Raw genomic sequence first — 22,912 nt, forward strand, 5'->3', positions numbered from 1 at the left:
GCAGACCACCGTGAATTACGACAGGCCGCAACATCCATGTGGCGCGAAATCGCTTACCTAAAAGCCGCTTAATACCTGCCTTGAATATCCAATCATGTCTCGCAGTTGGTTAAGGTTACTGCACCATGGCAAGCTCTGTCAGGAAATAGAGCATTGCGAAAATAAAACCGAAGGCGAAGACAGGCGCGGCCGCATTATCCCGCGCATAGACGGCAATGCCGAGAAATGCGAAAGCAAACAGACCGGAAACGGTCATGTTGATCAGGAGGATAAAGTCGGCTCCATTCATCGATGCTCTTCCCCGTGCTGGCTGTCAAAGGCTCCCAGACGCTAGAGCGCCGTGCGTCCTTACGGACGCACAATGGGGCGCTCTAAACCATTGAACCTACGCATCGTGCTTTCTGAAAATCGATTCCGATTTTCAGGCCGATGCTGTAGCCACCCCTTTCCTCCTTACAATCAAAGCGTGAAAAAGCTGCTAATATACAGCCAAAGAAAAACCGCCGGGATGAGCCGGCGGTTTGATCTTTCCAGAAGCGCTTTAAAAACACCCCATCTGGTGGGAAACGTCAGTTCCACTCGCGAATGTCGACGAAATGTCCGGCAATGGCAGCAGCGGCAGCCATGGCTGGCGATACGAGATGCGTGCGGCCCTTGAAGCCCTGACGGCCTTCAAAGTTACGGTTCGAGGTCGAAGCGCAACGTTCGCCCGGCTTCAGGCGGTCGTCGTTCATGGCAAGGCACATGGAGCAGCCCGGCTCGCGCCAGTCGAAACCGGCTTCGATGAAGATCTTGTCGAGGCCTTCGGCTTCCGCCTGTTCCTTCACGAGACCCGAGCCCGGCACGATCATCGCGTTGACGCCATCGGCAACCTTCTTGCCAGCGGCCATACGCGCTGCGTCGCGCAGATCTTCGATGCGGCCATTGGTGCAGGAACCGATGAAGACGCGGTCGATCTTGATATCGGTCATCTTGGTGCCCGGCTTCAGACCCATATAGTCCAGTGCACGCCACTTGGATGCACGCTTGGTATCGTCCTTGATTTCGTCCGGATTCGGAACGATGTCGGTGACGAAAACAACGTCTTCCGGCGAAGAACCCCAGGAGACGACCGGCGAAATCTTGGCAGCGTCGAGCTCGACGATCTTGTCGAAATGCGCACCTTCATCCGAATGCAGCGTCTTCCAGTAGCCGATAGCCTGTTCCAGCGCTTCACCCTTCGGCGCGCGCGGCTTGTCCTGCACATAGGCAAAGGTCGTTTCGTCCGGTGCGATCAGGCCAGCGCGTGCGCCGCCTTCAATCGACATATTGCAGACGGTCATGCGACCTTCCATCGACAGCGAGCGAATGGCGCTGCCTGCATATTCGATCACGTAGCCGGTGCCGCCTGCGGTACCGATTTCACCGATGATGGCGAGTGTTATGTCCTTGGCGGTGACGCCGGGAGCCAGTTCACCATCGACACGCACCAGCATGTTCTTGGCTTTCTTCTGGATCAGCGTCTGGGTCGCGAGCACATGCTCGACTTCCGACGTACCGATACCATGCGCCAGCGAACCGAATGCGCCATGGGTCGAGGTGTGGCTGTCGCCGCAAACAATCGTCATGCCCGGCAGGGTGAAGCCCTGTTCCGGTCCAACGATGTGCACGACGCCCTGACGGCGATCACGCTCGGAATAATATTCGACGTTGAAATCGGCAGCATTCTTGGCGAGAGCCTCGACCTGAATGCGGCTTTCCTCGTTCTTGATGCCGTTGATGCGGTCTGGCGAGGTCGGCACGTTATGGTCGACGACGGCCAGCGTCTTTTCAGGATGACGCACCTTGCGGCCAGCCATGCGCAGGCCTTCGAAAGCCTGCGGGCTCGTCACTTCGTGCACAAGATGGCGATCAATATAAAGGAGGCAGGTACCATCTTCCTGCTGATCCACTACATGGTCGTCCCAGATCTTGTCATAAAGTGTACGCGGCGCGCTCATTGCGAGAGTTCCTTTGAACGGTTCTTAATTTGGCCTGTCATATGCACCTGCCGTCGCGTTTCGTCAAGAAACTGAAACCGCAACAGGGTGTCGCAGTAACAATCTTGCGAGATATAGGCAGAATTATGCAATATGTTACGCAGCCCGTCGCATTTGACAAATAAAAAAGGCGACCGAAGGCCGCCTTTTTCAAACAGATTGCTGTGAAGCTTATTCAGCAGCAGCCTTGGCGGCTTCGGCCTTGGCAGCGGCAGCCTTGTCGGCTTCGCGCTCGGCCTTGGTACGGTTGTCTTTCTTTTCAGCAATACGGGCAGCCTTACCGGTAAGGCCACGCAGGTAGTAAAGCTTCGCGCGACGAACCTTGCCGCGGCGAACGAGTTCAACGCCTTCAACGATCGGCGAATAAACCGGGAATACGCGCTCTACGCCTTCGCCGTACGAAATCTTGCGAACGGTGAAGTTTTCGTTGAGGCCAGCGCCGGAACGGGCAATGCAGACGCCTTCATAGGCCTGCACGCGGGTACGCGTACCTTCCGTAACGCGAACCTGAACGCGAACCGTGTCGCCCGGCTGGAAATCTGGAAGCTTGCGCTTTTCTTCGATCTTTGCTGCCTGTTCGGCTTCAAGCTGACGAATGATATCGGTCATCGTCTGACTCCTTCTGAATTCTTCTCAAACAGTCAGAGCGCTCTGCACTTGCCGCCAAGCAATCCTTGGCCCTGCGGCTATGCCTTTAATTTCAGGCAGGAGCGGTACACCATTTATTGGTTTACGGACGTCTCGGGCTTTGCCCGAACGAGATATTACATGTCGAGTTTCCCCGAACTGGCAGGCACATACAGCATCAAGGAGGATTTGTCACGCCCTGTCAGAAATTTTCGTAGCCAGCGGCACAGGACTGTGCCAGAGTTATCGTCAACAATAAAATCTTAAATCGTAAACAACTTTGAAAGTTGTTACTAAAATGGGGACAGCATGACAATCAAAAATCCATCACCCTCTTTATATAATGAGGATCTGGCACCAGCCGAAGAACGCAAATGGGGCGCCTTCAGCATTTTCAATGTCTGGACGTCGGATGTTCACAGCCTCTGGGGCTATTATCTTGCCGCAAGCCTGTTTCTTCTGTGCGGCAGCTTCCTGAACTTTATTATAGCGATCGGCGCAGGATCACTGGTCATCTTCTTCCTGATGAGTCTGGTGGGCAATGCCGGCGTACGAACAGGCGTGCCTTTCCCGGTGCTGGCGCGGGCATCGTTCGGGACGTTCGGAGCCAATTTTCCAGCACTTGTCCGTGGTGTGGTCGCCTGTTTCTGGTATGGCGCACAGACAGCTGCCGCCTCCGGCGCACTCGTCGCGCTGCTTATCCGCAACGAGAGCATGTTGTCGTTTCACCAGAACAGCCATCTTCTCGGCCACTCCACCCTCGAAGTCATCTGCTATGTTCTGGTTTGGGCAGCGCAGCTCCTCATCATCCAGCGTGGCATGGAAACCGTCCGCCGGTTTCAGGACTGGGCCGGTCCGGCAGTCTGGATCATGATGCTTTTCCTGGCGGTTTATCTGGTCATCAAGGCCGGTACATTCTCCTTCGGCAGCGAAATCCCGCGCGATGTTCTCCTTGAGAAAACGCGTGATGCAGGCGTTATGGGAGAGCCTGGCTCTTTTGCGGCCCTTGCTGCGGTTGCAGCCACCTGGATTACCTATTTTGCAGCGCTCTACCTGAACTTCTGCGACTTCTCGCGCTATGCCAAGGATGAAGCTGCCCTGCGGCGCGGCAATCTGTGGGGCCTGCCCGTCAATCTTCTGGCCTTCTGCCTTGTCGCCGGCGTCACAACCACTGCGGCCTTCACCGTCTATGGCGAAGTTCTGCTTCATCCGGACCAGATTTCGGCAAAGTTCGATAGTTGGTTCCTTGCACTCCTTGCCGCACTGACTTTCACCGTCGCAACGCTCGGCATCAACGTGGTTGCAAACTTCGTTTCTGCGGCCTTCGACTTCTCCAACACATTCCCGCAGAAAGTTTCGTTCAAGCGGGGCGGCGTTATTGCAGCGCTGATCGCATTGGTCCTCTATCCGTTCGCGCCGTGGGAAACCGGTGCAGCCCATTTCGTCAACTTCCTCGGCTCCACCATGGGCCCGATCTTTGGAATCATGATGGTCGATTATTATCTGCTGCGTCGCGGACAGTTGAACGTGGCTGATCTTTATCAGGAGAACGGTGAATTCCGGTTCCAGAACGGTTGGCACGTCAAGGCTTTCATCGCTTTTGCTATCGGTGCCCTGTTCTCATCCGTCCTGCCGATGGCCACCAATATCCTGCCGGCATGGTGGGCAACCTATGGCTGGTTCTTCGGCGTAGGTATCGGCGGCGGCGTCTATTTTGTACTGCGCAGATCGCAGACAGAACTTCGCAAGCCCGCACATCAGCATTCTGCCTGATTATACGAAACGAAAATGCCCGGCATAAGCCGGGCATTTTTCATTTATACCAAGGCGTTGAGAAACTAGAGCATGCCTCCCGAAAGGGGGAACCCGTTTCGGGAGACATGCGTAAAAACAAACAGATAGAGCATTTGCAATGATTCAATCAAAACAGCAAAAGCTCTAACGCATCACGCCTTGAAAAAAGTTCGATCGCCACTCGGGCTTAGCCAAAGTCCAACGAGTTTTACTCGATGGACTTTGGTATTACCGGCCAATCCGGCCAAGATGCGTATCCTGAAAACCTGATCCATATTTGAGACCGAAACCCAAAGCGCGGTCCACACCAATGTGCACCGCCCAGATCAGTGCCATTGCAATACCGACCTGCCAGTTCATCGCCCAGCCCAGCACTGCGAGAAGCACAACGCCGATCCAGCTATGGGCAATATTATAGACGACCGCACCGGTGCGCGGCCCCTTCATATAACCGAAGAACGAAAGATCAGGCGCCAGAATGAGTATTGCGAAAAGCCACCAGCTGGCACCGCTGACCCAATAGGCACCCAATGCCAGCAGGGCAAGAGACAGACTTTCGAGCCGCTGGATCAGATTCATTTGCGTTTACCCTCGCAATAGGCTTCCCAAAGATCGGAACGCCTTTCCCTCGTGATACGCTCGGCCTGCTCATGCCGCCACTTATCGATGGCACCATGATTACCGGAGGTCAGGATTTCGGGAATAGGCCGATCTTCCCAAACCTGCGGACGGGTATAATGCGGATGTTCGAGCAGCCCAGTCTCAAAACTTTCCGTCTCGCCGGATTCGCGATTCCCCATTACGCCTGGCAAAAGCCGCACGATTGCATCGAGCAGTACGATTGCAGCCGTTTCACCGCCTGACAGGATGTAATCGCCGATCGATACTTCTTCGAGATTGCGCGCCTCGATGACACGTTCGTCCACGCCTTCGAAACGACCGCAGAGAATGATCGCGCCCGGTCCGTCGGCCAGTTCGCGCACGCGCTTCTGCGTCAGCGGCTTTCCGCGCGGGCTCATCAGCAGCATCGGGCGATGGCCGTCGGCAACCGAATCCAGTGCGCGGGCGATAACGTCCGGCTTCATCACCATGCCAGCGCCGCCGCCAGAAGGCGTATCGTCCACCATACGGTGCCGGCCTTCCGCAAAGTCGCGAATCTGCACCGCATCGAGCTGCCATTTGGCTTCACCAAGCGCCTTGCCTGCAAGCGAAGTGCCAAGAGGGCCGGGAAACATTTCAGGATAAAGCGTCAGCACCGATGCATGAAAGAAGTTGGCCTCATCATCGGGCTTCGAAACTTCGGTCATGACTTCTTCGGCTTTTTCTTTTCGTTCTGCGAACGTTGATCCTCATCGTCGGCGATCAATCCGGCGGCATAGGGCTCGACCAACAAAGTGCCCTTGTCCAGATCGATTTCCGGTACGGCTGCTTCCGTAAACGGAATAAGCATCGGACGCTTGCCCTTTTCGCTGAGCTCGATGAGGTCACCGCCGCCGAAATCGAACAGGGCGCTCACCACGCCATAGGTCTTGCCTTCGGCATCCACCGCCAGCAAGCCGATCAGATCGGTCTGAAAGAACTCGTCTTCATCCAGTTCATCGTCTGGCAATTGCGAACGATCAATGAAAAGTTCGACACCGTTCAGCGCCTCGGCGGCATTGCGGTCATTAATGCCCTTGAAACGCACGACCACAACAGTCTTCGCAGGGCGGACTTCCAGAACCTCGTAGCTCTTGCCCTGTTCGTCATAGAGCAGGCCATATTCTGTGATCGCCAGCGGATCTCCGGTAAAAGTCTTCACGCGCACTTCGCCGCGCGTGCCATGGGCGGCACCGATGACGGCGAGCTGGATCGGGTTTTCTGGACGCGGCATTGCCAACCTTGTTTCTGCTGCTTGGATAGGACTATTTTTCGTTCCATAGCCCTTTCGTCAGCTCAATTCACCTCAATTCGTAAGAATAGTGCTTTTCGCCTCGCGGACAACCAGCCGGTAACCTATCGCTGGCAGACTGCCCTTCCATCCAGAGTGAACAATCGGCTTGATTATGACGACGAACAGCGAATTTCTGATCCCTGCCCGCGCCGACCTTGCAGCGGCACGTGAAGAATGGCTGAAGACGCTGAGAGATGCGCGCCGCCTGTCGGAAAATACGCTTGAAGCCTATGAGCGCGACACGCGCCAGTTTCTCAATTTTCTGACCGGGCATCTGGGAGAGCCGCCATCATTGAAAGATGTCGGCAATCTGCGGATTGCCGATCTGCGCTCCTTTCTGGCCAGCCGCCGCAATGAAGGTGTCGGAGCACGCACACTGGGGCGCGGACTTGCCGGTGTGCGCTCGCTTCTGCGCCATCTGGAAAAACGCGGTCTTGCCAATGCGGCAGGCGCAAGCGCCATGCGCGCGCCGCGCCAGCCGAAATCATTGCCCAAACCGCTAACCGCCGAAGATGCCCGGCGCGTGGTTGCTGCCGATGGTCAAATGGCAGAGGAACCATGGATCGCGGCACGCAATGCCGCGGTCCTGACCTTGCTCTATGGTTGCGGCCTGCGCATATCGGAAGCGCTCGACCTGATGGGCAATGCACTATCCGACGGCACGGCCCTTTCCATCACCATCACGGGCAAGGGCAACAAAGCGCGCCTTGTGCCGTTGCTACCCATCGTGCATAGCGTCGTTGCGCAATATCGGGCACTTTGTCCGTTCGATCTTTCCGCCGACAAGCCGCTTTTTCGTGGTGCCAAGGGCGGTGTGCTGCATGCTGCGATCATCCAGCGCGAAATGCAGAAACTGCGTGCTGGTCTCGGCCTGCCCGACAGCGCGACGCCGCATGCGCTGCGTCATTCCTTCGCTACCCACCTTCTGGGACGAGGCGGTGATCTCAGGACGATCCAGGAACTGCTTGGCCATGCAAGCCTCTCGACCACACAGGTCTATACCGGCGTGGATACCGAGCGGTTGCTGGAAGTCTATGACAAGGCACATCCCCGGGCTTAACCGGCTTGAAAAGTCGCTGGCATCGGCAAAAACCGCCCCTATATTACCCTCATGAAAAAGCTGCTTCTCGTTCTTCTCTATGCCTGTCTGGCAGGCACCGCCTCCGTCCGCGCCGACGATGCGCCTGCTGTTTGCGCCGTGCACGGCGTCAATCTCATTGACGGGCTGGAAACCCGAGACCCGGCAAGCTGGAAGGAATTGCAGCGCGAAGCTGACGCTGTGCCCAATCGCAGGGGGCTTCTCTGGAAGATCGACAAAGACGGCGTCGCCCCCTCTTATCTCTTCGGCACGATCCATCTTTCCGATCCGCGCGTCCTGACATTGCCGAAAGCTGCCGACGAGGCCTATCGGTCGGCAAGCACCGTCGTCATCGAAACAACGGATATTCTGGACCCGAAGGCTTTCCTGCGTCTCAAGCTTGAACAGCCCGACCTGCTGCTCTTCACTGACGGCAGCACCCTGAAATCGCATATTCCACCCGAGCGACGCGCGGAGATCGAACAGAAGCTTGCGGAACGCGGTATCGTTCTCGACGCAGTTGCGAAAATGAAGCCATGGGTGCTGACCAGCCTGCTCGCACTTCCAAAATGCGAGAGGGAGCGCAAAAGCGAAGGCGAGAAATCGCTTGATGAACGACTGGCTCTCGATGCGCAGGCCGAGGGCCGCAATGTCCTGGGGCTGGAAAGCGCTACAGAGCAACTGGTGGCGATGAACCGGATGCCACTTGACTTTCATCTCCGCAATCTCGTGGCTACCGTCGACTATGGCGACAAGGTCGAGGATGCCATGGAGACCACGACTGCGCTCTACCTCAAGGGCGAGATTGGCCTAATCATGCCGTCGCTCCGGAAAATCGTTCCAGACAGCCTTTCCGAAGAGGACTACGAGCTATTTCTGAAATATCTCATTTCCGACCGCAATCAGGTCATGGCGGATCGTGCCGTTCCAATCATCGACAAGGGAAATACCTTTATTGCTGTTGGTGCACTGCATCTGCCGGGCAAGGACGGTATAATCGAATTGCTACGTGCAAAAGGCTATCGGGTGACCCCGCTATAAAAGTATATGCCTGAATATTTCTAACCGGCTTTCAGATCGGTGATACTGTTTTCAATAGCGGTAATATTGAGTTCGAGTTCGGCAATCTGTCTCAGTATGGATTTTCCCGGCAGCGCTTCTTCCCCGGCCGCTTCATCCAGAAGCTTGAACTGTTCATCGCGCAAAAGCGATGAGAGCTTTTCGAAGCGCTCGATGGTTTTCAGGTTTTCTTTCGACGGCATTAAGTCGTTCCTCAAATTTCGGCGTCGTTTCTGATCGCTTGCAACGATCCGCTTTATCAGTGCTTTACAGTGATAAAGCCCGAATAGCCAGTTGATCGAACATAATTCCAATCACCAGACCGCTTCAATGATTGAATATACATAACGATGCGCAGTTTCGCTCGGGTTAACAGCACCCTCGCCTGTCGCCCTGACACAGCGATTAACCCATATTCCTTCTTATATTAGCCGCCTCGGAACTATTCGCTCTTTTTTGCATTGATATACACCGGGTTTGTTATCGCAATGCAGGGCAACACCCAGAGGAGTGGTCGGAGCGCATATTGGCTCATGAATGACCGCTGATACCCGGCAACTATTGCTTCCCAACTGTCACCTTGATGATGGAAGGGACCACTGGAGGAACCCGTTATGGTTGATCCCCTTGATCCGCGAAACAGTGATCCCCGCACGACGACTGATCCACGCCTCTCGGACCCGTCTGGCCAACCCGGAATGCCGCCACCTCCGCCCGCACGCGGCGGAAGCGGCTATCTGCTCGGCGCGGTGCTTCTGGCAGCGATCATTATCCTCGCTTACTTCTTCTATCGGAATGGCAATGGAACGGATACTGCGGCTCCGGCTCCCCCGCCGCCCGCGACGCAAAGCGAGCCTGCAACACCGGCTCCAGCTCCGGCTAACCCGCCAGCGCAGAATTAAGCATATAAAAGGCCCGCAAATGCGGGCCTTTTACAATCATATGATTGCGGCCGATTACATATGGATCGGCTTGGCGAAGGTCGCCAGAGCGGATTCGCGCACGGCTTCCGACATGGTCGGGTGGGCGTGGCAGGTGCGGGCCAGATCTTCCGACGAGCCGCCGAACTCCATCAGAACCGCCAGTTCGTGGATCATTTCACCGGCATTATAGCCGAGGATATGAGCGCCCAGAACGCGGTCCGTCGCCTTATCGGCGAGGATCTTCACGAAACCGTCGGTGTGGAGCATGGCACGTGCACGACCATTGGCCGTGAACGGGAACTTGCCGACCTTGTATTCGATACCGGCAGCCTTCAGTTCTTCTTCGGTCTTGCCGACCGAAGCGACTTCCGGCTGCGTGTAGACGACGCTCGGAATGACATCGAAATTCACGTGACCGGCCTGACCGGCGATGATTTCGGCAACGGCAATACCTTCGTCTTCGGCCTTGTGCGCCAGCATCGGACCCTGCACCACATCGCCGATGGCATAGATGCCTTCGACATTGGTGCGCCAATGGCCGTCAATCGCAACACGGCCGCGATCATCGACATTCACGCCAGCTTCCTGAAGGCCAAGACCGTCCGTATAAGGACGACGACCGGTTGCGATCAGAACTGCATCGGCTTCAAGCGTTTCAGCCGCGCCGCCCTTCACCGGTTCGAAAGTCACCTTTGCGCCCCCGGAATTGGCCTTGCCGACTTTCTCGACGCCTGTAACCTTGGCGCCGAGCTTGAAGGCAATGCCCTGCTTTTCGAGCAGGCGCTGGAACTGCTTCGACACTTCGCCATCCATGGGCCCGAGCACCTTGTCGAGATATTCGACGACCGTGACCTTCGCACCAAGACGCGCCCAGACGGAACCAAGTTCCAGACCGATCACGCCGCCGCCAACTACGATCAGGCTGCCCGGAACCTTGTCGAAGGAAAGCGCGCCGGTCGAGGAAACGATGACCTTTTCGTCAATATCGACCTTGACGCCCGGAATGCCCGCGACGTCGGAACCGGTAGCAATGATGATGTTCTTTGCTTCGATTTCCTCGACCTTGCCGTCTTCGGCAGTCACGGAAACCTTGCCCTTGCCGACGATCTTGCCAGTGCCGATGAAAGCCGTGATCTTGTTCTTCTTGAACAGGAATTCAACGCCCGTGACATTGGCCTTAACGGTCGTGTCCTTGTGCGCCAGCATCTTTCCCAGATTGAGCTTCGGCGTCACTTCCACGCCGAGCGTGTCGAAGGAATGACCGGCTTCGGCGAAAACTTCCGACGCATGCAGAAGCGCCTTGGAAGGAATGCAGCCGATATTCAGGCAGGTGCCACCGAAGGTCTTGCGCTTCTCCACAACAGCAACGGAAAGACCAAGCTGTGCAGCCTTGATCGCGGCGACATAACCGCCGGGGCCTGTACCGATGACAACCACATCGTATGACATTGAACTATCCTTCTTCAGTCTGTCCTGAACCTTTTTCGAACGCCCCGTCCATCCGGGTCCGTTCCTTCATTCGAAATTATTCACATACAATCGGTGCCTTCGGGCTACCGATCATTCCTCGTCTGGTGAGCATCCCTGAAAACGGAATGCTTCCCACTGAAGCAGCTTTTCGGGTTTTGCCGCTCCAAAATCATAACCATCGAGCGCCGTCACCAGATCGGGCAGCAGGATCGCCTGCGCTGCAGGCTCGTCCGCCTTGGGCAGGACGTCAGCTTCCGCGCCTTCCTTCAGCGAATAGATGACGCTTTGCCAGATGCTGCAATCATCGAGATCTTCCGGGTTGGAACCGTCACCCTTGCAATTGAAGGTCAGCAACGCATAGGGACGCGCCACACCTTCTTCCGGCCAGATCACCATGCCGCTCAGCTTGAACTCGGGCTTGTCATTGGCCGTGATGGTGAATTCATTCGTCGGTGCCGGTGACATTTTCAGGTCGTTCGGCTGCTCCGGACGGAAGGTCAGCGTATAGGCATCGTCGCGATCGCGATAAATCGCCCGGTTCTGGGTGCAGGCCGCCTGAACCGCGGTCGAGAACACGGTGAGCGCAAGCACCGAAACGGCGGCGGTCCTGAAAAGCTTGTTTGCAGCGTGCATCTGTCGGTTCTCCCTGAATGTTCCGGTTGAGTGTTTCCGGCAGCGAATCGAGGTTCAGTAAAACTGAACCTGTTGCTTCTTACATAGCCTTTTCGGTGGCAAGTTTAAGTCCCAGCGCGATGAAGACAACGCCGCTGGTCCGATCAATCCATTTCGAGGCGCGCGAGAAGGCCGCACGCATCTTCGGCGTCGTCATGAAAAGGCTGACACCGACGAACCAGGAGATCAAGGCGGTTGCCATCACAACACCGTAACCAAGCTTCACTTCGGTCGGTGTATGGGCATGAACGACCGTCGAGAAAATCGACAGAAAGAAGAACACTGCTTTCGGATTGAGCGCATTGGCCGCAAAGCCGAGGCCAAACGCCTTGGCGAAGCTCTGCTGCCTATGCGGTTCCTTCGGCGCCGCTTCCACATCGATTTTTGTCGTTCCAGCGCGCAACGCCTTGATGCCGATATAGACCAGATAGGCCACACCGCACCATTTGACGATATTGAACAGGTAGATCGACTTGGAAATGATGAGCCCGAGACCCAAAACCGTATAGGTGACATGCATCATCAGGGCGGCGCCAATGCCGAAGCTCGTGATGATCGCCTCGCGACGGCCATGCAGCAGCGACTGCCGGATAACCATGGCGAGATCGGCGCCAGGGGAAACGATGGCAAAGACGAAAATCGCCATCAGGGATGCAAGTTCGAACAGATAGGGATGCATCGCGTTTCCTTCATTGCGCGTGTCTCACGCGCAGGCTGTCATCACAGAACCAGAGCCAGAAGCATGATACCGAGCCCCACCAGACTAATGAGCCAGACGAAGGAACGGAAATAGGGAATGCCCGCCAGATAAAGCGGGATATAGACGATGCGGCCGAAAAACCAGAGCCACGCCCCGAGAATACCCCATCCGGACGGATCGCCTTTCAGCACGAGCGCCAGCGCCAGAGCGATGAAAGCCGGATAGGTCTCGCGGAAATTGGCGGAGGCTCGCTCCGCGCGACCGGCAAATTTGCCGGAGGGTTTCAAACCCTCGTCGCGCGGACCGGCATTCCATTGAGAGCCGAGTTCCTTCGTTGCCGCAAAGCCCTGCAGGAGGATATGAACCACCAGCAGGACAACGCTCAAGCCGACCAGCGGCAGAAACGGGGATGCGGAGAAGATGCCCGGCTCCATCGTTCGTCCTTAGAGATCGAGAACCAGACGTTCCGGATCTTCCAGGCTTTCCTTGACGCGCACGAGGAAGGTCACGGCTTCCTTGCCATCCACGATGCGGTGATCGTAGGAGAGGGCAAGATACATCATCGGGCGGATCACGATCTGACCGCCGACGACAACCGGACGTTCCTGGATCTTGTGCATGCCGAGGATACCCGACTGCGGAGCGTTCAGGATTGGCGAGGACATCAGCGAACCGTACACGCCGCCATTGGTGATGGTGAACGTGCCGCCCTGCATGTCGGCAACCGAAAGCGTGCCGTCACGCGCTGCCTTGGCAAGACGTCCCAGTTCCTTTTCAACGCCGGCAATCGAAAGCTGGTCGGCATCACGGATAACCGGAACCACAAGGCCCTTGTCCGTACCGACGGCCATGCCGACATGGGCAAAGTTCTTGTAGATGATGTCAGTGCCGTCGATCTCGGCGTTAACAGCCGGGATTTCCTTCAGCGCATGGGTCACGGCCTTGGTGAAGAAGCCCATGAAGCCGAGCTTCACGCCATGCTTCTTTTCGAAGACGTCCTTGTACTTGGTGCGCAGTTCCATGACCGCAGACATGTCGACTTCATTATAGGTCGTCAGCATGGCGGCGGTGTTCTGGGCATCCTTCAGACGCTTGGCAATCGTCTGGCGCAGACGGGTCATCTTCACGCGTTCTTCGCGAGAAGCGTCGTCAGCCGACGATGCCGGACGGGCAGCAGCCGGTGCGGCAGGAGCCGGAGTAGCAGAAACACCCCCAGAAACACCCTTGGCGATGGCGTCGAGCACGTCACCCTTCAGCACCTGACCACGCTTGCCGGAACCATCCACCTGGTCGGCGGAAAGGTTGTTTTCTGAAAGCAGCTTGGAGGCTGCAGGAGCAGGCTGCATAGCCGGGCCCGACGAAGCCGAGGCGACAGGTGCGGCGGCAGCAGGCTTGGCTTCTTCCTTCTTCGCAGCAGGGGCCGCAGCGACGGCAGAGCCATCGGTGGAAATCTGGCCGAGAAGCGCATTGACCTCGACCGTGTCGCCTTCCTTGGCCGTGATTTCAGCCAGAACGCCAGCAGCAGCAGCCGGAACTTCCACTGTCACCTTATCGGTTTCCAGTTCCACCAGCGGTTCGTCGACAGCGATGGCGTCGCCGACCTTCTTGAACCATTTTCCGATGGTTGCCTCAGTAACGGACTCCCCAAGCGTGGGAACGCGAATTTCGGTGGCCATGGTTTCTTCTTCCGTTGATCTTCAAACTTTAGATTCTGTGTTCAATTCAGGTTGGAGCAGTTCCGAAAAACTGCTCCAAAACTCAAACCCGGATCAGTTACCGAGCGCATCCTCAAGGAAAGCGGCGAGCTGTGCAAGATGCTTCGACATCAGACCCGTTGCAGGCGATGCTGCGGCCGGACGGCCCGCATAGCGCACGCGCTGATGCTTGGCGTCGATATGAGCCAGCACCCATTCCAGATACGGGTCGATGAACGACCATGCGCCCATGTTCTTCGGCTCTTCCTGACACCAGACCATTTCCGCATGGCGGAAGCGTGACAGCTCATTGATGAGTGCCTTGGCCGGGAACGGGTAAAGCTGTTCGACACGCAGCAGGTAGACGTCATCGATACCCCGCTTTTCACGCTCTTCGTAGAGGTCGTAATAGACCTTGCCCGAGCAGAGAACGACGCGACGGATCTTTGCATCTTTCTGGAGCTTGATGCCTTCGTCCTTGTTGTACTGCGCATCGTCCCACAGCAGACGGTGGAACGAGGATTCGCCCGACATTTCGTTGAGGGTCGAAATGGCTCGCTTGTGACGCAGCAGCGATTTCGGCGTCATCATGATGAGCGGCTTGCGGAAGTCGCGCTTCATCTGACGGCGCAGAATATGGAAGTAGTTAGCCGGCGTCGTGACGTTTGCCACCTGCATGTTGTCTTCGGCGCAAAGCTGGAGATAACGTTCCAGACGAGCCGACGAATGTTCCGGACCCTGACCTTCATAGCCGTGCGGCAGAAGGCAGACGAGACCGGACATGCGCAGCCACTTGCGTTCGCCCGAAGAGATGAACTGGTCAAACACAACCTGCGCACCGTTGGCGAAATCGCCGAACTGGGCTTCCCACAGAACCAGAGCGCGCGGGTCGGACAGCGAATAGCCATACTCGTAGCCGAGAACAGCTTCTTCCGAGAGCATCGAGTTGATGACCTCGTAAATCGCCTGGCCCTTCTGGATATTGTTGAGCGGGATGTAGCGGTTCTGGGTTTCCTGATCGTAGAGAACCGTATGACGCTGCGAGAAGGTACCGCGTTCGACATCCTGACCCGAGAAACGGATCGGGTTGCCTTCGGCGACCAGCGAACCAAAAGCAAGTGCCTCTGCCGTCGCCCAGTCGATACCCTCGCCGGTTTCGATCATCTTGGCACGGTTGTCGAGGAAACGCTGGATCGTGCGATGGACCTGGAAGTCCTTCGGCACTTCAACCAGCTTCTTGCCGATTTCCTTGAGCGTCTTCATCGGCACCGCAGTCTTGCCGCGACGCTGTTCGTCGGCATTGTCGGCGGTGCGCAAGCCAGCCCACGCGCCATCCAGCCAGTCGGCCTTGTTCGGCTTGTAGCTCTGTCCGGCGTCGAATTCGGTTTCCAGATTATCGCGCCACTGCGCTTTCATCTGGTCGATTTCTTCCTGCTTCATCAGACCTTCAGCAATCAGCTTGTCGCTGTAAAGCTGAACCGTGGTCTTGTGCGCACGGATCGCCTTGTACATCAGCGGCTGGGTGAAGGACGGCTCGTCGCCTTCATTGTGACCGAAGCGGCGATAGCAGAACATGTCGATGACCACCGGCTTGTGGAAGGTCATGCGGAATTCGGTTGCTACCTTGGCGGCGAACACCACGGCTTCCGGATCGTCGCCATTGACGTGGAAGATCGGCGCTTCAATCATCTTCGCCACATCCGACGGATAAGGCGACGAACGTGAGAAGGCCGGATTGGTGGTGAAACCGATCTGGTTGTTGATGATGAAGTGAACCGTACCGGCAACGCGGTGCCCCTTCAGGCCGGAGAGACCGAGGCACTCGGCCACGACACCCTGACCGGCAAAGGCAGCATCGCCATGCAGGAGCAGCGGCAAAACCTTGGCGCGCGTTGCGAGCGGAACCATGTCGTCACGGGTGCGACCGGCCAGCAGATCCTGCTTGGCGCGGGCCTTGCCCATTACGACCGGGTTGACGATTTCAAGATGCGACGGGTTGGCGGTCAACGACAGGTGGACCTTGTTGCCGTCGAATTCACGATCCGACGAAGCGCCCAGATGGTACTTCACGTCGCCCGAGCCCTCCACGTCGTCCGGCGCATAGGAGCCGCCCTTGAACTCGTGGAAGATAGCGCGGTGCGGCTTGCCCATGACCTGGCTAAGCACGTTCAGACGGCCACGGTGGGCCATGCCGAAGATGATTTCCTTGACGCCCATGGCGCCGCCGCGCTTGACGATCTGCTCAAGGGCCGGAATCAGCGATTCACCGCCATCGAGGCCGAAACGCTTGGTGCCCTTGTACTTGACGTCGATGAACTGCTCGAAGCCTTCCGCTTCGATCAGCTTCGACAGGATGGCCTTCTTGCCTTCCGGCGTGAAAGCAACTTTTTTGTCCGGACCTTCAATGCGTTCCTGAATCCAGGCCTTTTCAGCCGGATCGGAGATATGCATGAATTCGACGCCGATCGTGCCGCAATAGGTACGCTTCAAAATGTCGAGCATTTCCGGCACGGTCGCATATTCGAGGCCGAGCACGTTGTCGATGAAGATCTTGCGGTTGTAATCGGCAGGCGTGAAACCGTAATTTTCCGGCTCCAGCTCATTATAGTCGTTCGGCTTTTCGGAGAGACCCAGCGGATCTAGATTGGCGTGCAGATGGCCGCGCATGCGATAGGCGCGGATCATCATGATGGCGCGAACGCTGTCGCGTGCAGCCTGCGTGATCTCTTCGCTGGTAAGGGCTGCGCCGGTCGCACCCTTCGCTTCGCCCTTTGCAGCCTTGCCTTTCAGCTTGTCGGTGACATGCTTTTCGACTTCAGCCCAGTTGCCATCGAGCGCAGAAATCAATTCGCCATTGGCTGCAATCGGCCAGTTCTTCCTGGTCCAGGACGCGCCTTCAGCGTTCTTCTTCACATCGTCGGCATTATCGCCCAGCTTCGCGAAGAAATCGCGCCACTGCGGATCGACCGAATTCGGATCGTCCTCATATTTGGCGTACAGCTCCTCGATATAGTCGGCATTGCCGCCATAGAGGAATGAGGTAAGGGCGAAAACGTCGTTGGCTTGTTCTTGCCTTGCCATAGCCTATCCGGAGCAGTGCTCCGTCTCCTTGTCAGTGGCTCATCTTGCGCGGGCCGGAAGTTTGAAACTTCATCCCTCACGCCGCCGGGGAGGAACCGCTACAGACCCCGGCATGACTAAACTCTACGCGTCGGAACGGATATCCGTCCCTCTAAGCGGATCACATGACCCGCTGTTATGCTAAACCCGGCAGCGGCTTTCGCCGCCGCCGGGATATTCAGACCGATACGCGATCTCAGCCCTTGAGGACTTCGACCAGCGTCTTGCCGAGCTGCGCCGGCGACGGCGACACGCGGATGCCAGCCGATTCCATGGCTGCAATCTTGTCTTCCGCTCCGCCCTTGCCGCCGGAGATCACGGCGCCGGCATGGCCCATGGTGCGTCCGGCAGGAGCCGTACGGCCAGCGATGAAGCCGACCATTGGCTTCTTGCGACCGCGCTTGGCTTCGTCCTTGAGGAACTGAGCCGCATCTTCTTCAGCCGAACCGCCGATTTCACCGATCATGACGATCGACTTGGTTTCGTCGTCGGCCAGGAACATTTCCAGCACGTCGATGAACTCGGTGCCCTTGACCGGGTCGCCGCCGATACCGACAGCAGTGGTCTGGCCGAGGCCCTCGTTCGAGGTCTGGAACACAGCTTCATAGGTAAGCGTGCCGGAGCGCGATACAACACCCACCGAACCCTTCTTGAAGATATTGCCCGGCATGATGCCGATCTTGCATTCTTCAGGGGTCAGGATGCCCGGGCAGTTCGGTCCGAGCAGGCGCGACTTCGAGCGTTCCAGACGCTCCTTGACGCGAACCATGTCCAGGACCGGAATGCCTTCGGTGATGCAGACGATGAACGGAACTTCAGCTTCGATAGCTTCGATGATCGCGTCGGCTGCGCCTGCAGGCGGAACGTAGATCACGGATGCGTCAGCGCCCGTGCGTTCCTTGGCTTCGGCAACAGTTGCGAAGATCGGAAGCTTTTCGCCCTTGGAGCCTTCCCAGGTTTCGCCACCCTTCTTCGGATGGATACCGCCGACCATCTGCGTGCCGTAGTAAGCAAGCGCCTGTTCGGTGTGGAAGGTACCGGTCTTGCCGGTCAGGCCCTGTACGAGAACCTTGGTGTCCTTGTTAACGAGAATGGACATGCCTTAATTCCCCTTCACAGCAGCGACGATCTTCTGCGCCGCATCGTCGAGATCGTCAGCCGAAATAACGTTCAGGCCGCTCTCGTTGATGATCTTCTTGCCGAGTTCCACATTGGTGCCTTCAAGACGGACAACCAGCGGAACCTTCAGGCCGACTTCCTTGACCGCAGCGATCACGCCTTCGGCGATCACGTCGCACTTCATGATGCCACCGAAGATGTTGACCAGAATGCCCTGGACAGCCGGATCAGCGGTGATGATCTTGAACGCAGCCGTCACCTTCTCCTTGGAAGCGCCGCCACCAACGTCGAGGAAGTTGGCAGGTTCTGCGCCGTAGAGCTTGATGATGTCCATCGTTGCCATGGCAAGGCCTGCGCCGTTGACCATGCAGCCGATATTGCCGTCGAGAGCGACGTAAGCGAGGTCGTACTTGGAAGCTTCGATCTCTTTTTCGTCTTCTTCCGACAGATCACGCAGTTCCTGAATGTCAGGATGACGGAACAGCGCATTGCCGTCGAACGATACCTTGGCGTCGAGAACGCGCACGCGGCCGTCGGTCATAACGATCAGCGGGTTGATCTCAAGAAGGCTCATGTCCTTTTCGGTGAACGCCTTGTAGAGGATCGGGAACAGCTTGACGCCGTCTTCACGAGCCTGACCTTCAAGCTTCAGCGCGTCGGCGAGCTTGTTGGCGTCTTCATCCGTTACGCCCTTGGCCGGATCGATGGCGACAGTCACGATCTTTTCAGGGGTTTCTTCGGCAACGGCTTCAATGTCCATGCCGCCTTCGGTCGAAACGACGAAAGCCGGACGACCAACGGTGCGGTCGATCAGGATCGAGAGATAGAGCTCGCGATCAATGTTGGCGCCGTCTTCGATGTAAAGACGGTTGACCTGCTTTCCGGCTGGGCCGGTCTGCTTGGTGACGAGCGTGTTGCCGAGCATTTCCTTCGCATTGGCAACCACTTCCTCGACAGACTTGGCGAGGCGCACGCCGCCCTTGGCGTCCGGGCCGAGTTCCTTGAACTTGCCCTTGCCGCGTCCGCCAGCATGGATCTGGCTCTTGACGACATAAAGCGGTCCGGGAAGCGTCTTTGCCCACTCTTCCGCCTGTTCGACGGAATAGACAGCCACACCATTGGCGATCGGCGCGCCGTAGGTGTGAAGCAGGCGCTTGGCCTGGTATTCGTGAATATTCATCTGGTTGTCCTCTGCGGATTCCCGGTCCGTTGCATATTGGGATTGAACGGAACCGGTACGGATTGACAGCCGGAAAAGGCCGGAGCCGCCCGCAGGCGACAATCCGGCCTTGTCTGGAATTTTACTTCAGCGACGGAGCGATGCCGATGCAGGCTTCGCAAAGACCGGCGACAGATGCCACCGACTTGTCGAACTCGGCCTTTTCGTTCTTGTCGAGATCAATTTCAATGATGCGCTCGACGCCATTGGCGCCGATGACGGTCGGCACGCCGACATACATGTCCTTGACGCCGTACTGGCCAGAAAGCTGGGCAGCAACCGGCAGGACGCGCTTCTTGTCCTTGAGGTAGGATTCAGCCATCTGGATGGCCGATGCAGCCGGAGCGTAGAAAGCCGAACCGGTCTTGAGCAGACCGACGATTTCCGCGCCGCCGTCACGGGTGCGCTGGATGATCTTGTCGAGCTTGTCCTGGCTGGTCCAGCCCATCTTGACGAGGTCAGGGAGCGGGATGCCTGCAACGGTCGAGTAACGGGCCAGCGGAACCATGCTGTCGCCGTGGCCGCCCAGCACGAATGCCGTGACGTCTTCAACCGAAACGTTGAATTCTTCCGAGAGGAAATAACGGAAGCGGGCGCTGTCGAGAACGCCAGCCATGCCGACAACCTTGTGCGCCGGAAGGCCGGAGAACTTCTGCAGCGCCCAGACCATGGCGTCCAGCGGGTTGGTGATGCAGATGACGAAAGCTTCAGGAGCATATTTCTTGATGCCCGCGCCAACCTGTTCCATCACCTTGAGGTTGATGCCCAGAAGGTCGTCGCGGCTCATGCCCGGCTTGCGCGGCACGCCTGCGGTCACGATGACAACGTCTGCGCCTTCGATTGCTGCGTAGTCGTTGGCGCCGGTATATTTCGCATCAAAACCGTCAACCGGAGAAGATTCGGCAATATCCAGTCCCTTACCCTGCGGGGTGCCTTCCGCAATGTCGAAAAGGACGACGTCGCCGAGTTCCTTCAGACCAGCCAGATGGGCGAGCGTGCCGCCGATCATGCCGGAGCCGATGAGGGCAATCTTGTTGCGTGCCATGATTGTTTCTTTCCTCACTTTTGATCCAGAAACGCATCAAGCCATCCGGAATCCTCGCCGGAAACGCTCAAGCGTTGGAACTGCGAGATAGGACTCTTTGGCGATAAACTCAACTCATTATTTTGCGACTAATGTTTTCAATCGGTTAGAATCAATGGTTCTTACGTAAACGTAAGATAATTTGTCAATATCAAGGCAAAACCACCCTCTCCTACCGCCGCGAACCATCCCCGGCAAAGCGGTGACGGAGCGACTGGCAAGCTGCCAATTCCAACAACGTTGTGCACCTGTTCAAAACCGGCCCCGATTTAAAACTGATGCCGTATCGAAAGTTCGGCACGAAAGTGCCGCACCTTCCGCATGAATTGCGCGAGCAACATAGCCCACCGGGCTTATAAGTCCAGTCTGTGGCAGTCTGATGATAGGGCAGTTGATGTGAAGACGGATTATCCGGCCTTGCCGGGAGGTTCGGCCAGATAGTCCGCGCTCTGCATCTCAAAGAGACGGGAAGCGGTGCGGTCGAACTCGAAGGCCTCCGTGCCCTTGCTGGCAAGATAGAGCTTTTCCGGCTGGGCTTCTGCAGAAATGAACACCCGCGCGTGGTGATCGTAGAGCACGTCGATCAGCAGAATGAAGCGTTTGGCCTCATTGCGACGCGAATAGTCCAGCACCGGAACATCATCGATGAACAGGGTCGGATAATGCTTCACGATGGCGATATAGTCCGAGGCGCCAAGCGGCTTCGAACAGAGCGCATCGAAAGTGAAGCGCGCCGCGCCGTGTACGGCACGGGCGACCTCGATGTCGCGTCCCTTGATGCGGATGACGTCGGACTTTTCATGCGCGCCGTCCTTTTGCGCCGTCCAGGCCGCGTCCATGCGCTTGGCCGCCTCGGAACCAAGCGGCGACAGATAGACCGGCTGGCGGTCGAGTTTCTCGAGACGATAGTCGGTGCGCGAATCGAGGTTGATCACATCGACATGCTGCTTGAGAATATCGATGAAGGGCAGGAAGAGCTGCCGGTTCAGGCCATCGCGATAAAGATTGTCCGGCGCAACGTTGGACGTCGCCACCAGCACCACGCCACGGGCGAACAAAGCGCTGAACAGGCGCGACAGGATCATCGCATCGGCAATATCCGTGACGGTGAATTCGTCGAAACACAGCACCCAGGCCTGCTGGCTCAAGGCATCTGCGACCGGCGGGATCGGGTCGTCCTGCTTGGTCTCGCCACGTTTATGCGCCTGACGATGCGCATAGATACGCTCGTGCACATCGGCCATGAAATCGTTGAAATGCGCGCGGCGCTTGCGTTCCACCGGCAGAAGCGAAAAGAACATGTCCATCAGCATGGTCTTGCCGCGCCCGACCTCGCCGTGCACGTAAAGCCCTTTGATGATGCTCGTTGCTTCCTTGCGCTTGCCGAACAGCCAGCCGAGCGCGCTCGACTTGCGTGACAGGCGTTTGGTGCAGATTTCCTCAATCAGCCGGTCATAACGGACGGTGAGTTCGAGTTGAGCGGGATCGGCTTCCACATCACCCGCCGCGACCATCGCATCGTAATGTTCGCGAAGGGAAGGAAACGCCTTGAGATTGCCGTCGAAAGACATGACAGGTTCCGGTGAAACCTTTTATCCAAGATTTGGCGGAGCCGTCCGAAGACGCTCCGCCTTCTAAAATGCTATCGTCAAACGATCAGCGCGAAAGCGACACGGCCTGCCCGCCTGAAGTCTGTCCGTCGAAGCGGCTCTGTCCCGAAGAATAGAGCGAAGCGACGGTGCCGCCATTCGCATCATAGAGAACGAGCTGCTTGCCGTTGACGGCCCAGGAAGCGAGATTGCCGAGTTCGCCCGGGCAACGCAGCGGACCAGCGCGATAGCCCTGACCATATTTGGTCTGCGGCGTCGCGATCTTGCAGCTCTGGCCGCCAAGCGATGCATTCCAGACACCGGCGACGGAGCCTGGCGTCAGATCGGGCGCGGATGCCGGCGGCAGGCTTGCAACCTGCGTGCCGGGCTGTGCATTCGGGTCCGTGGTCGGAGCCGTCGGAAACTGCGAAGCATTGGGAGAATTAAGGTTGCCCTTCTGCACCGAGCCTGCCGGAGCCGCATTCACGGGTGGCGGTGGCGGTGGTGGCGAAACCGTATCGAGATTGCCAAACCGGGAGCTCTGGCACCCGGCCAGAACAATGCCAGCCGCCGCGAGGCTGAGCAGACTTGCTTTCGAAATTCCCATCTGGTTCTCCATTTCCGCATTTCTCATCTGGGGTGGGGATGCCCCGGACTTCCTACCGAAGCCCTGCAATGTGACAATATTGGACCGATAAAATGGCTATATGGTTAAAAAAGCAACACCAGCATCTGTCATTTTTGCCCCCCAAACTCTTCAAGAATGCTTGAAACCGCTTAATAATCTTGAAACTGGGACAGGAAGGCCACAGT

General features: G+C 57.2%; 22 protein-coding genes. 4 read left to right on the forward strand and 18 right to left on the reverse strand.

What is annotated here, in order from left to right:
* Window positions 1-115: 115 nt before the first annotated feature.
* The 3 genes from F9K91_RS12205 to rplS form a co-directional block, all read right to left on the reverse strand.
* Entirely contained in the window at window positions 116-289 is a 174-nt protein-coding gene (locus F9K91_RS12205) for a hypothetical protein (protein ID WP_235912931.1), read from the reverse strand.
* A gap of 280 nt (window positions 290-569) precedes the next feature.
* The gene (leuC, locus tag F9K91_RS12210) at window positions 570-1,979 is read right to left on the reverse strand and encodes a 3-isopropylmalate dehydratase large subunit (protein ID WP_151677887.1); all 1,410 of its coding nucleotides are present in this window, start codon (window positions 1,977-1,979) and stop codon (window positions 570-572) included.
* Window positions 1,980-2,189: 210 nt separating this feature from the next.
* Entirely contained in the window at window positions 2,190-2,627 is a 438-nt protein-coding gene (rplS, locus tag F9K91_RS12215; RefSeq protein WP_006467977.1) for a 50S ribosomal protein L19, read from the reverse strand.
* Between the two features lie 327 nt (window positions 2,628-2,954).
* On the opposite strand from rplS, the gene F9K91_RS12220 reads away from it, so the two are divergent.
* A complete protein-coding gene (locus F9K91_RS12220; protein WP_061344528.1) occupies window positions 2,955-4,418 on the forward strand; it encodes an NCS1 family nucleobase:cation symporter-1 in 1,464 nt (487 codons plus the stop codon).
* A 249-nt stretch (window positions 4,419-4,667) separates the two neighbouring features.
* On the opposite strand, the gene F9K91_RS12225 is transcribed toward F9K91_RS12220, so the two are convergent.
* From F9K91_RS12225 to rimM, 3 genes are read right to left on the reverse strand one after another with little or no spacing between them, the layout of a single operon-like run.
* Window positions 4,668-5,018: a DUF4260 domain-containing protein gene (locus F9K91_RS12225; RefSeq protein ID WP_151555389.1), complete on the reverse strand. Its 351-nt coding sequence runs from the start codon at window positions 5,016-5,018 to the stop codon at window positions 4,668-4,670.
* Window positions 5,015-5,746, reverse strand: a complete 732-nt coding sequence (gene trmD, locus F9K91_RS12230; RefSeq protein WP_151555390.1) for a tRNA (guanosine(37)-N1)-methyltransferase TrmD — start codon at window positions 5,744-5,746, stop codon at window positions 5,015-5,017. The genes F9K91_RS12225 and trmD overlap by 4 nt, the downstream gene beginning before the upstream one ends.
* Entirely contained in the window at window positions 5,743-6,312 is a 570-nt protein-coding gene (gene rimM, locus F9K91_RS12235; protein ID WP_151555391.1) for a ribosome maturation factor RimM, read from the reverse strand. The genes trmD and rimM overlap by 4 nt, the downstream gene beginning before the upstream one ends.
* A gap of 172 nt (window positions 6,313-6,484) precedes the next feature.
* Here rimM and F9K91_RS12240 point away from each other — a divergent pair, with 172 nt between their 5' ends.
* Together F9K91_RS12240 and F9K91_RS12245 are read left to right on the forward strand one after the other, a co-directional pair.
* Window positions 6,485-7,432, forward strand: coding sequence for a tyrosine recombinase XerC (locus tag F9K91_RS12240; RefSeq protein ID WP_151677888.1), 948 nt, complete (start codon window positions 6,485-6,487; stop codon window positions 7,430-7,432).
* A 51-nt stretch (window positions 7,433-7,483) separates the two neighbouring features.
* Window positions 7,484-8,491 carry a TraB/GumN family protein gene (locus F9K91_RS12245; protein ID WP_151677889.1) on the forward strand — a complete coding sequence of 336 codons (1,008 nt, stop codon included), beginning with the start codon at window positions 7,484-7,486 and terminating at the stop codon, window positions 8,489-8,491.
* Between the two features lie 20 nt (window positions 8,492-8,511).
* Here F9K91_RS12245 and F9K91_RS12250 read toward each other — a convergent pair whose 3' ends face one another.
* On the reverse strand, window positions 8,512-8,712 hold the full coding sequence (locus F9K91_RS12250; RefSeq protein ID WP_151555394.1) for a hypothetical protein: 201 nt from the start codon (window positions 8,710-8,712) through the stop codon (window positions 8,512-8,514).
* A gap of 411 nt (window positions 8,713-9,123) precedes the next feature.
* Here F9K91_RS12250 and F9K91_RS12255 point away from each other — a divergent pair, with 411 nt between their 5' ends.
* A complete protein-coding gene (locus F9K91_RS12255) occupies window positions 9,124-9,411 on the forward strand; it encodes a hypothetical protein (RefSeq protein ID WP_151555395.1) in 288 nt (95 codons plus the stop codon).
* 54 nt (window positions 9,412-9,465) lie between these two features.
* Here the strand turns inward: F9K91_RS12255 and lpdA are convergent, their stop codons facing one another.
* The 11 genes from lpdA to F9K91_RS12310 all read right to left on the reverse strand — a co-directional run bounded on the left by lpdA (window position 9,466) and on the right by F9K91_RS12310 (window position 22,706).
* The gene (gene lpdA / locus F9K91_RS12260) at window positions 9,466-10,881 is read right to left on the reverse strand and encodes a dihydrolipoyl dehydrogenase (protein ID WP_151555396.1); all 1,416 of its coding nucleotides are present in this window, start codon (window positions 10,879-10,881) and stop codon (window positions 9,466-9,468) included.
* Between the two features lie 111 nt (window positions 10,882-10,992).
* On the reverse strand, window positions 10,993-11,535 hold the full coding sequence (locus tag F9K91_RS12265) for a hypothetical protein (protein WP_151555397.1): 543 nt from the start codon (window positions 11,533-11,535) through the stop codon (window positions 10,993-10,995).
* A gap of 79 nt (window positions 11,536-11,614) precedes the next feature.
* Window positions 11,615-12,253, reverse strand: a complete 639-nt coding sequence (locus F9K91_RS12270; protein WP_151555398.1) for a LysE family translocator — start codon at window positions 12,251-12,253, stop codon at window positions 11,615-11,617.
* A gap of 41 nt (window positions 12,254-12,294) precedes the next feature.
* Complete coding sequence (locus F9K91_RS12275; protein WP_151555399.1) at window positions 12,295-12,708, reverse strand: MAPEG family protein; 414 nt, start codon at window positions 12,706-12,708, stop codon at window positions 12,295-12,297.
* A gap of 9 nt (window positions 12,709-12,717) precedes the next feature.
* Window positions 12,718-13,950, reverse strand: a complete 1,233-nt coding sequence (gene odhB, locus F9K91_RS12280) for a 2-oxoglutarate dehydrogenase complex dihydrolipoyllysine-residue succinyltransferase (RefSeq protein ID WP_151650845.1) — start codon at window positions 13,948-13,950, stop codon at window positions 12,718-12,720.
* 93 nt (window positions 13,951-14,043) lie between these two features.
* The gene (locus F9K91_RS12285) at window positions 14,044-17,049 is read right to left on the reverse strand and encodes a 2-oxoglutarate dehydrogenase E1 component (RefSeq protein ID WP_151645507.1); all 3,006 of its coding nucleotides are present in this window, start codon (window positions 17,047-17,049) and stop codon (window positions 14,044-14,046) included.
* Between the two features lie 235 nt (window positions 17,050-17,284).
* Complete coding sequence (gene sucD / locus F9K91_RS12290) at window positions 17,285-18,187, reverse strand: succinate--CoA ligase subunit alpha (protein ID WP_078337571.1); 903 nt, start codon at window positions 18,185-18,187, stop codon at window positions 17,285-17,287.
* 3 nt (window positions 18,188-18,190) lie between these two features.
* Window positions 18,191-19,387 (reverse strand): ADP-forming succinate--CoA ligase subunit beta, encoded by a 1,197-nt coding sequence (gene sucC, locus F9K91_RS12295; protein ID WP_151677890.1) that lies wholly within the window; start codon window positions 19,385-19,387, stop codon window positions 18,191-18,193.
* Window positions 19,388-19,508: 121 nt separating this feature from the next.
* The gene (gene mdh, locus F9K91_RS12300) at window positions 19,509-20,471 is read right to left on the reverse strand and encodes a malate dehydrogenase (RefSeq protein WP_061344542.1); all 963 of its coding nucleotides are present in this window, start codon (window positions 20,469-20,471) and stop codon (window positions 19,509-19,511) included.
* A gap of 446 nt (window positions 20,472-20,917) precedes the next feature.
* Window positions 20,918-22,081, reverse strand: coding sequence for a cell division protein ZapE (zapE, locus tag F9K91_RS12305; RefSeq protein WP_151555403.1), 1,164 nt, complete (start codon window positions 22,079-22,081; stop codon window positions 20,918-20,920).
* Window positions 22,082-22,166: 85 nt separating this feature from the next.
* Window positions 22,167-22,706 carry a protease inhibitor Inh/omp19 family protein gene (locus F9K91_RS12310; RefSeq protein WP_010657597.1) on the reverse strand — a complete coding sequence of 180 codons (540 nt, stop codon included), beginning with the start codon at window positions 22,704-22,706 and terminating at the stop codon, window positions 22,167-22,169.
* Between the last annotated feature and the right edge of the window lie 206 nt (window positions 22,707-22,912).

The sequence above is a fragment of the Brucella tritici genome, from assembly GCF_008932295.1.
GTDB classification, from domain to species: domain Bacteria; phylum Pseudomonadota; class Alphaproteobacteria; order Rhizobiales; family Rhizobiaceae; genus Brucella; species Brucella tritici.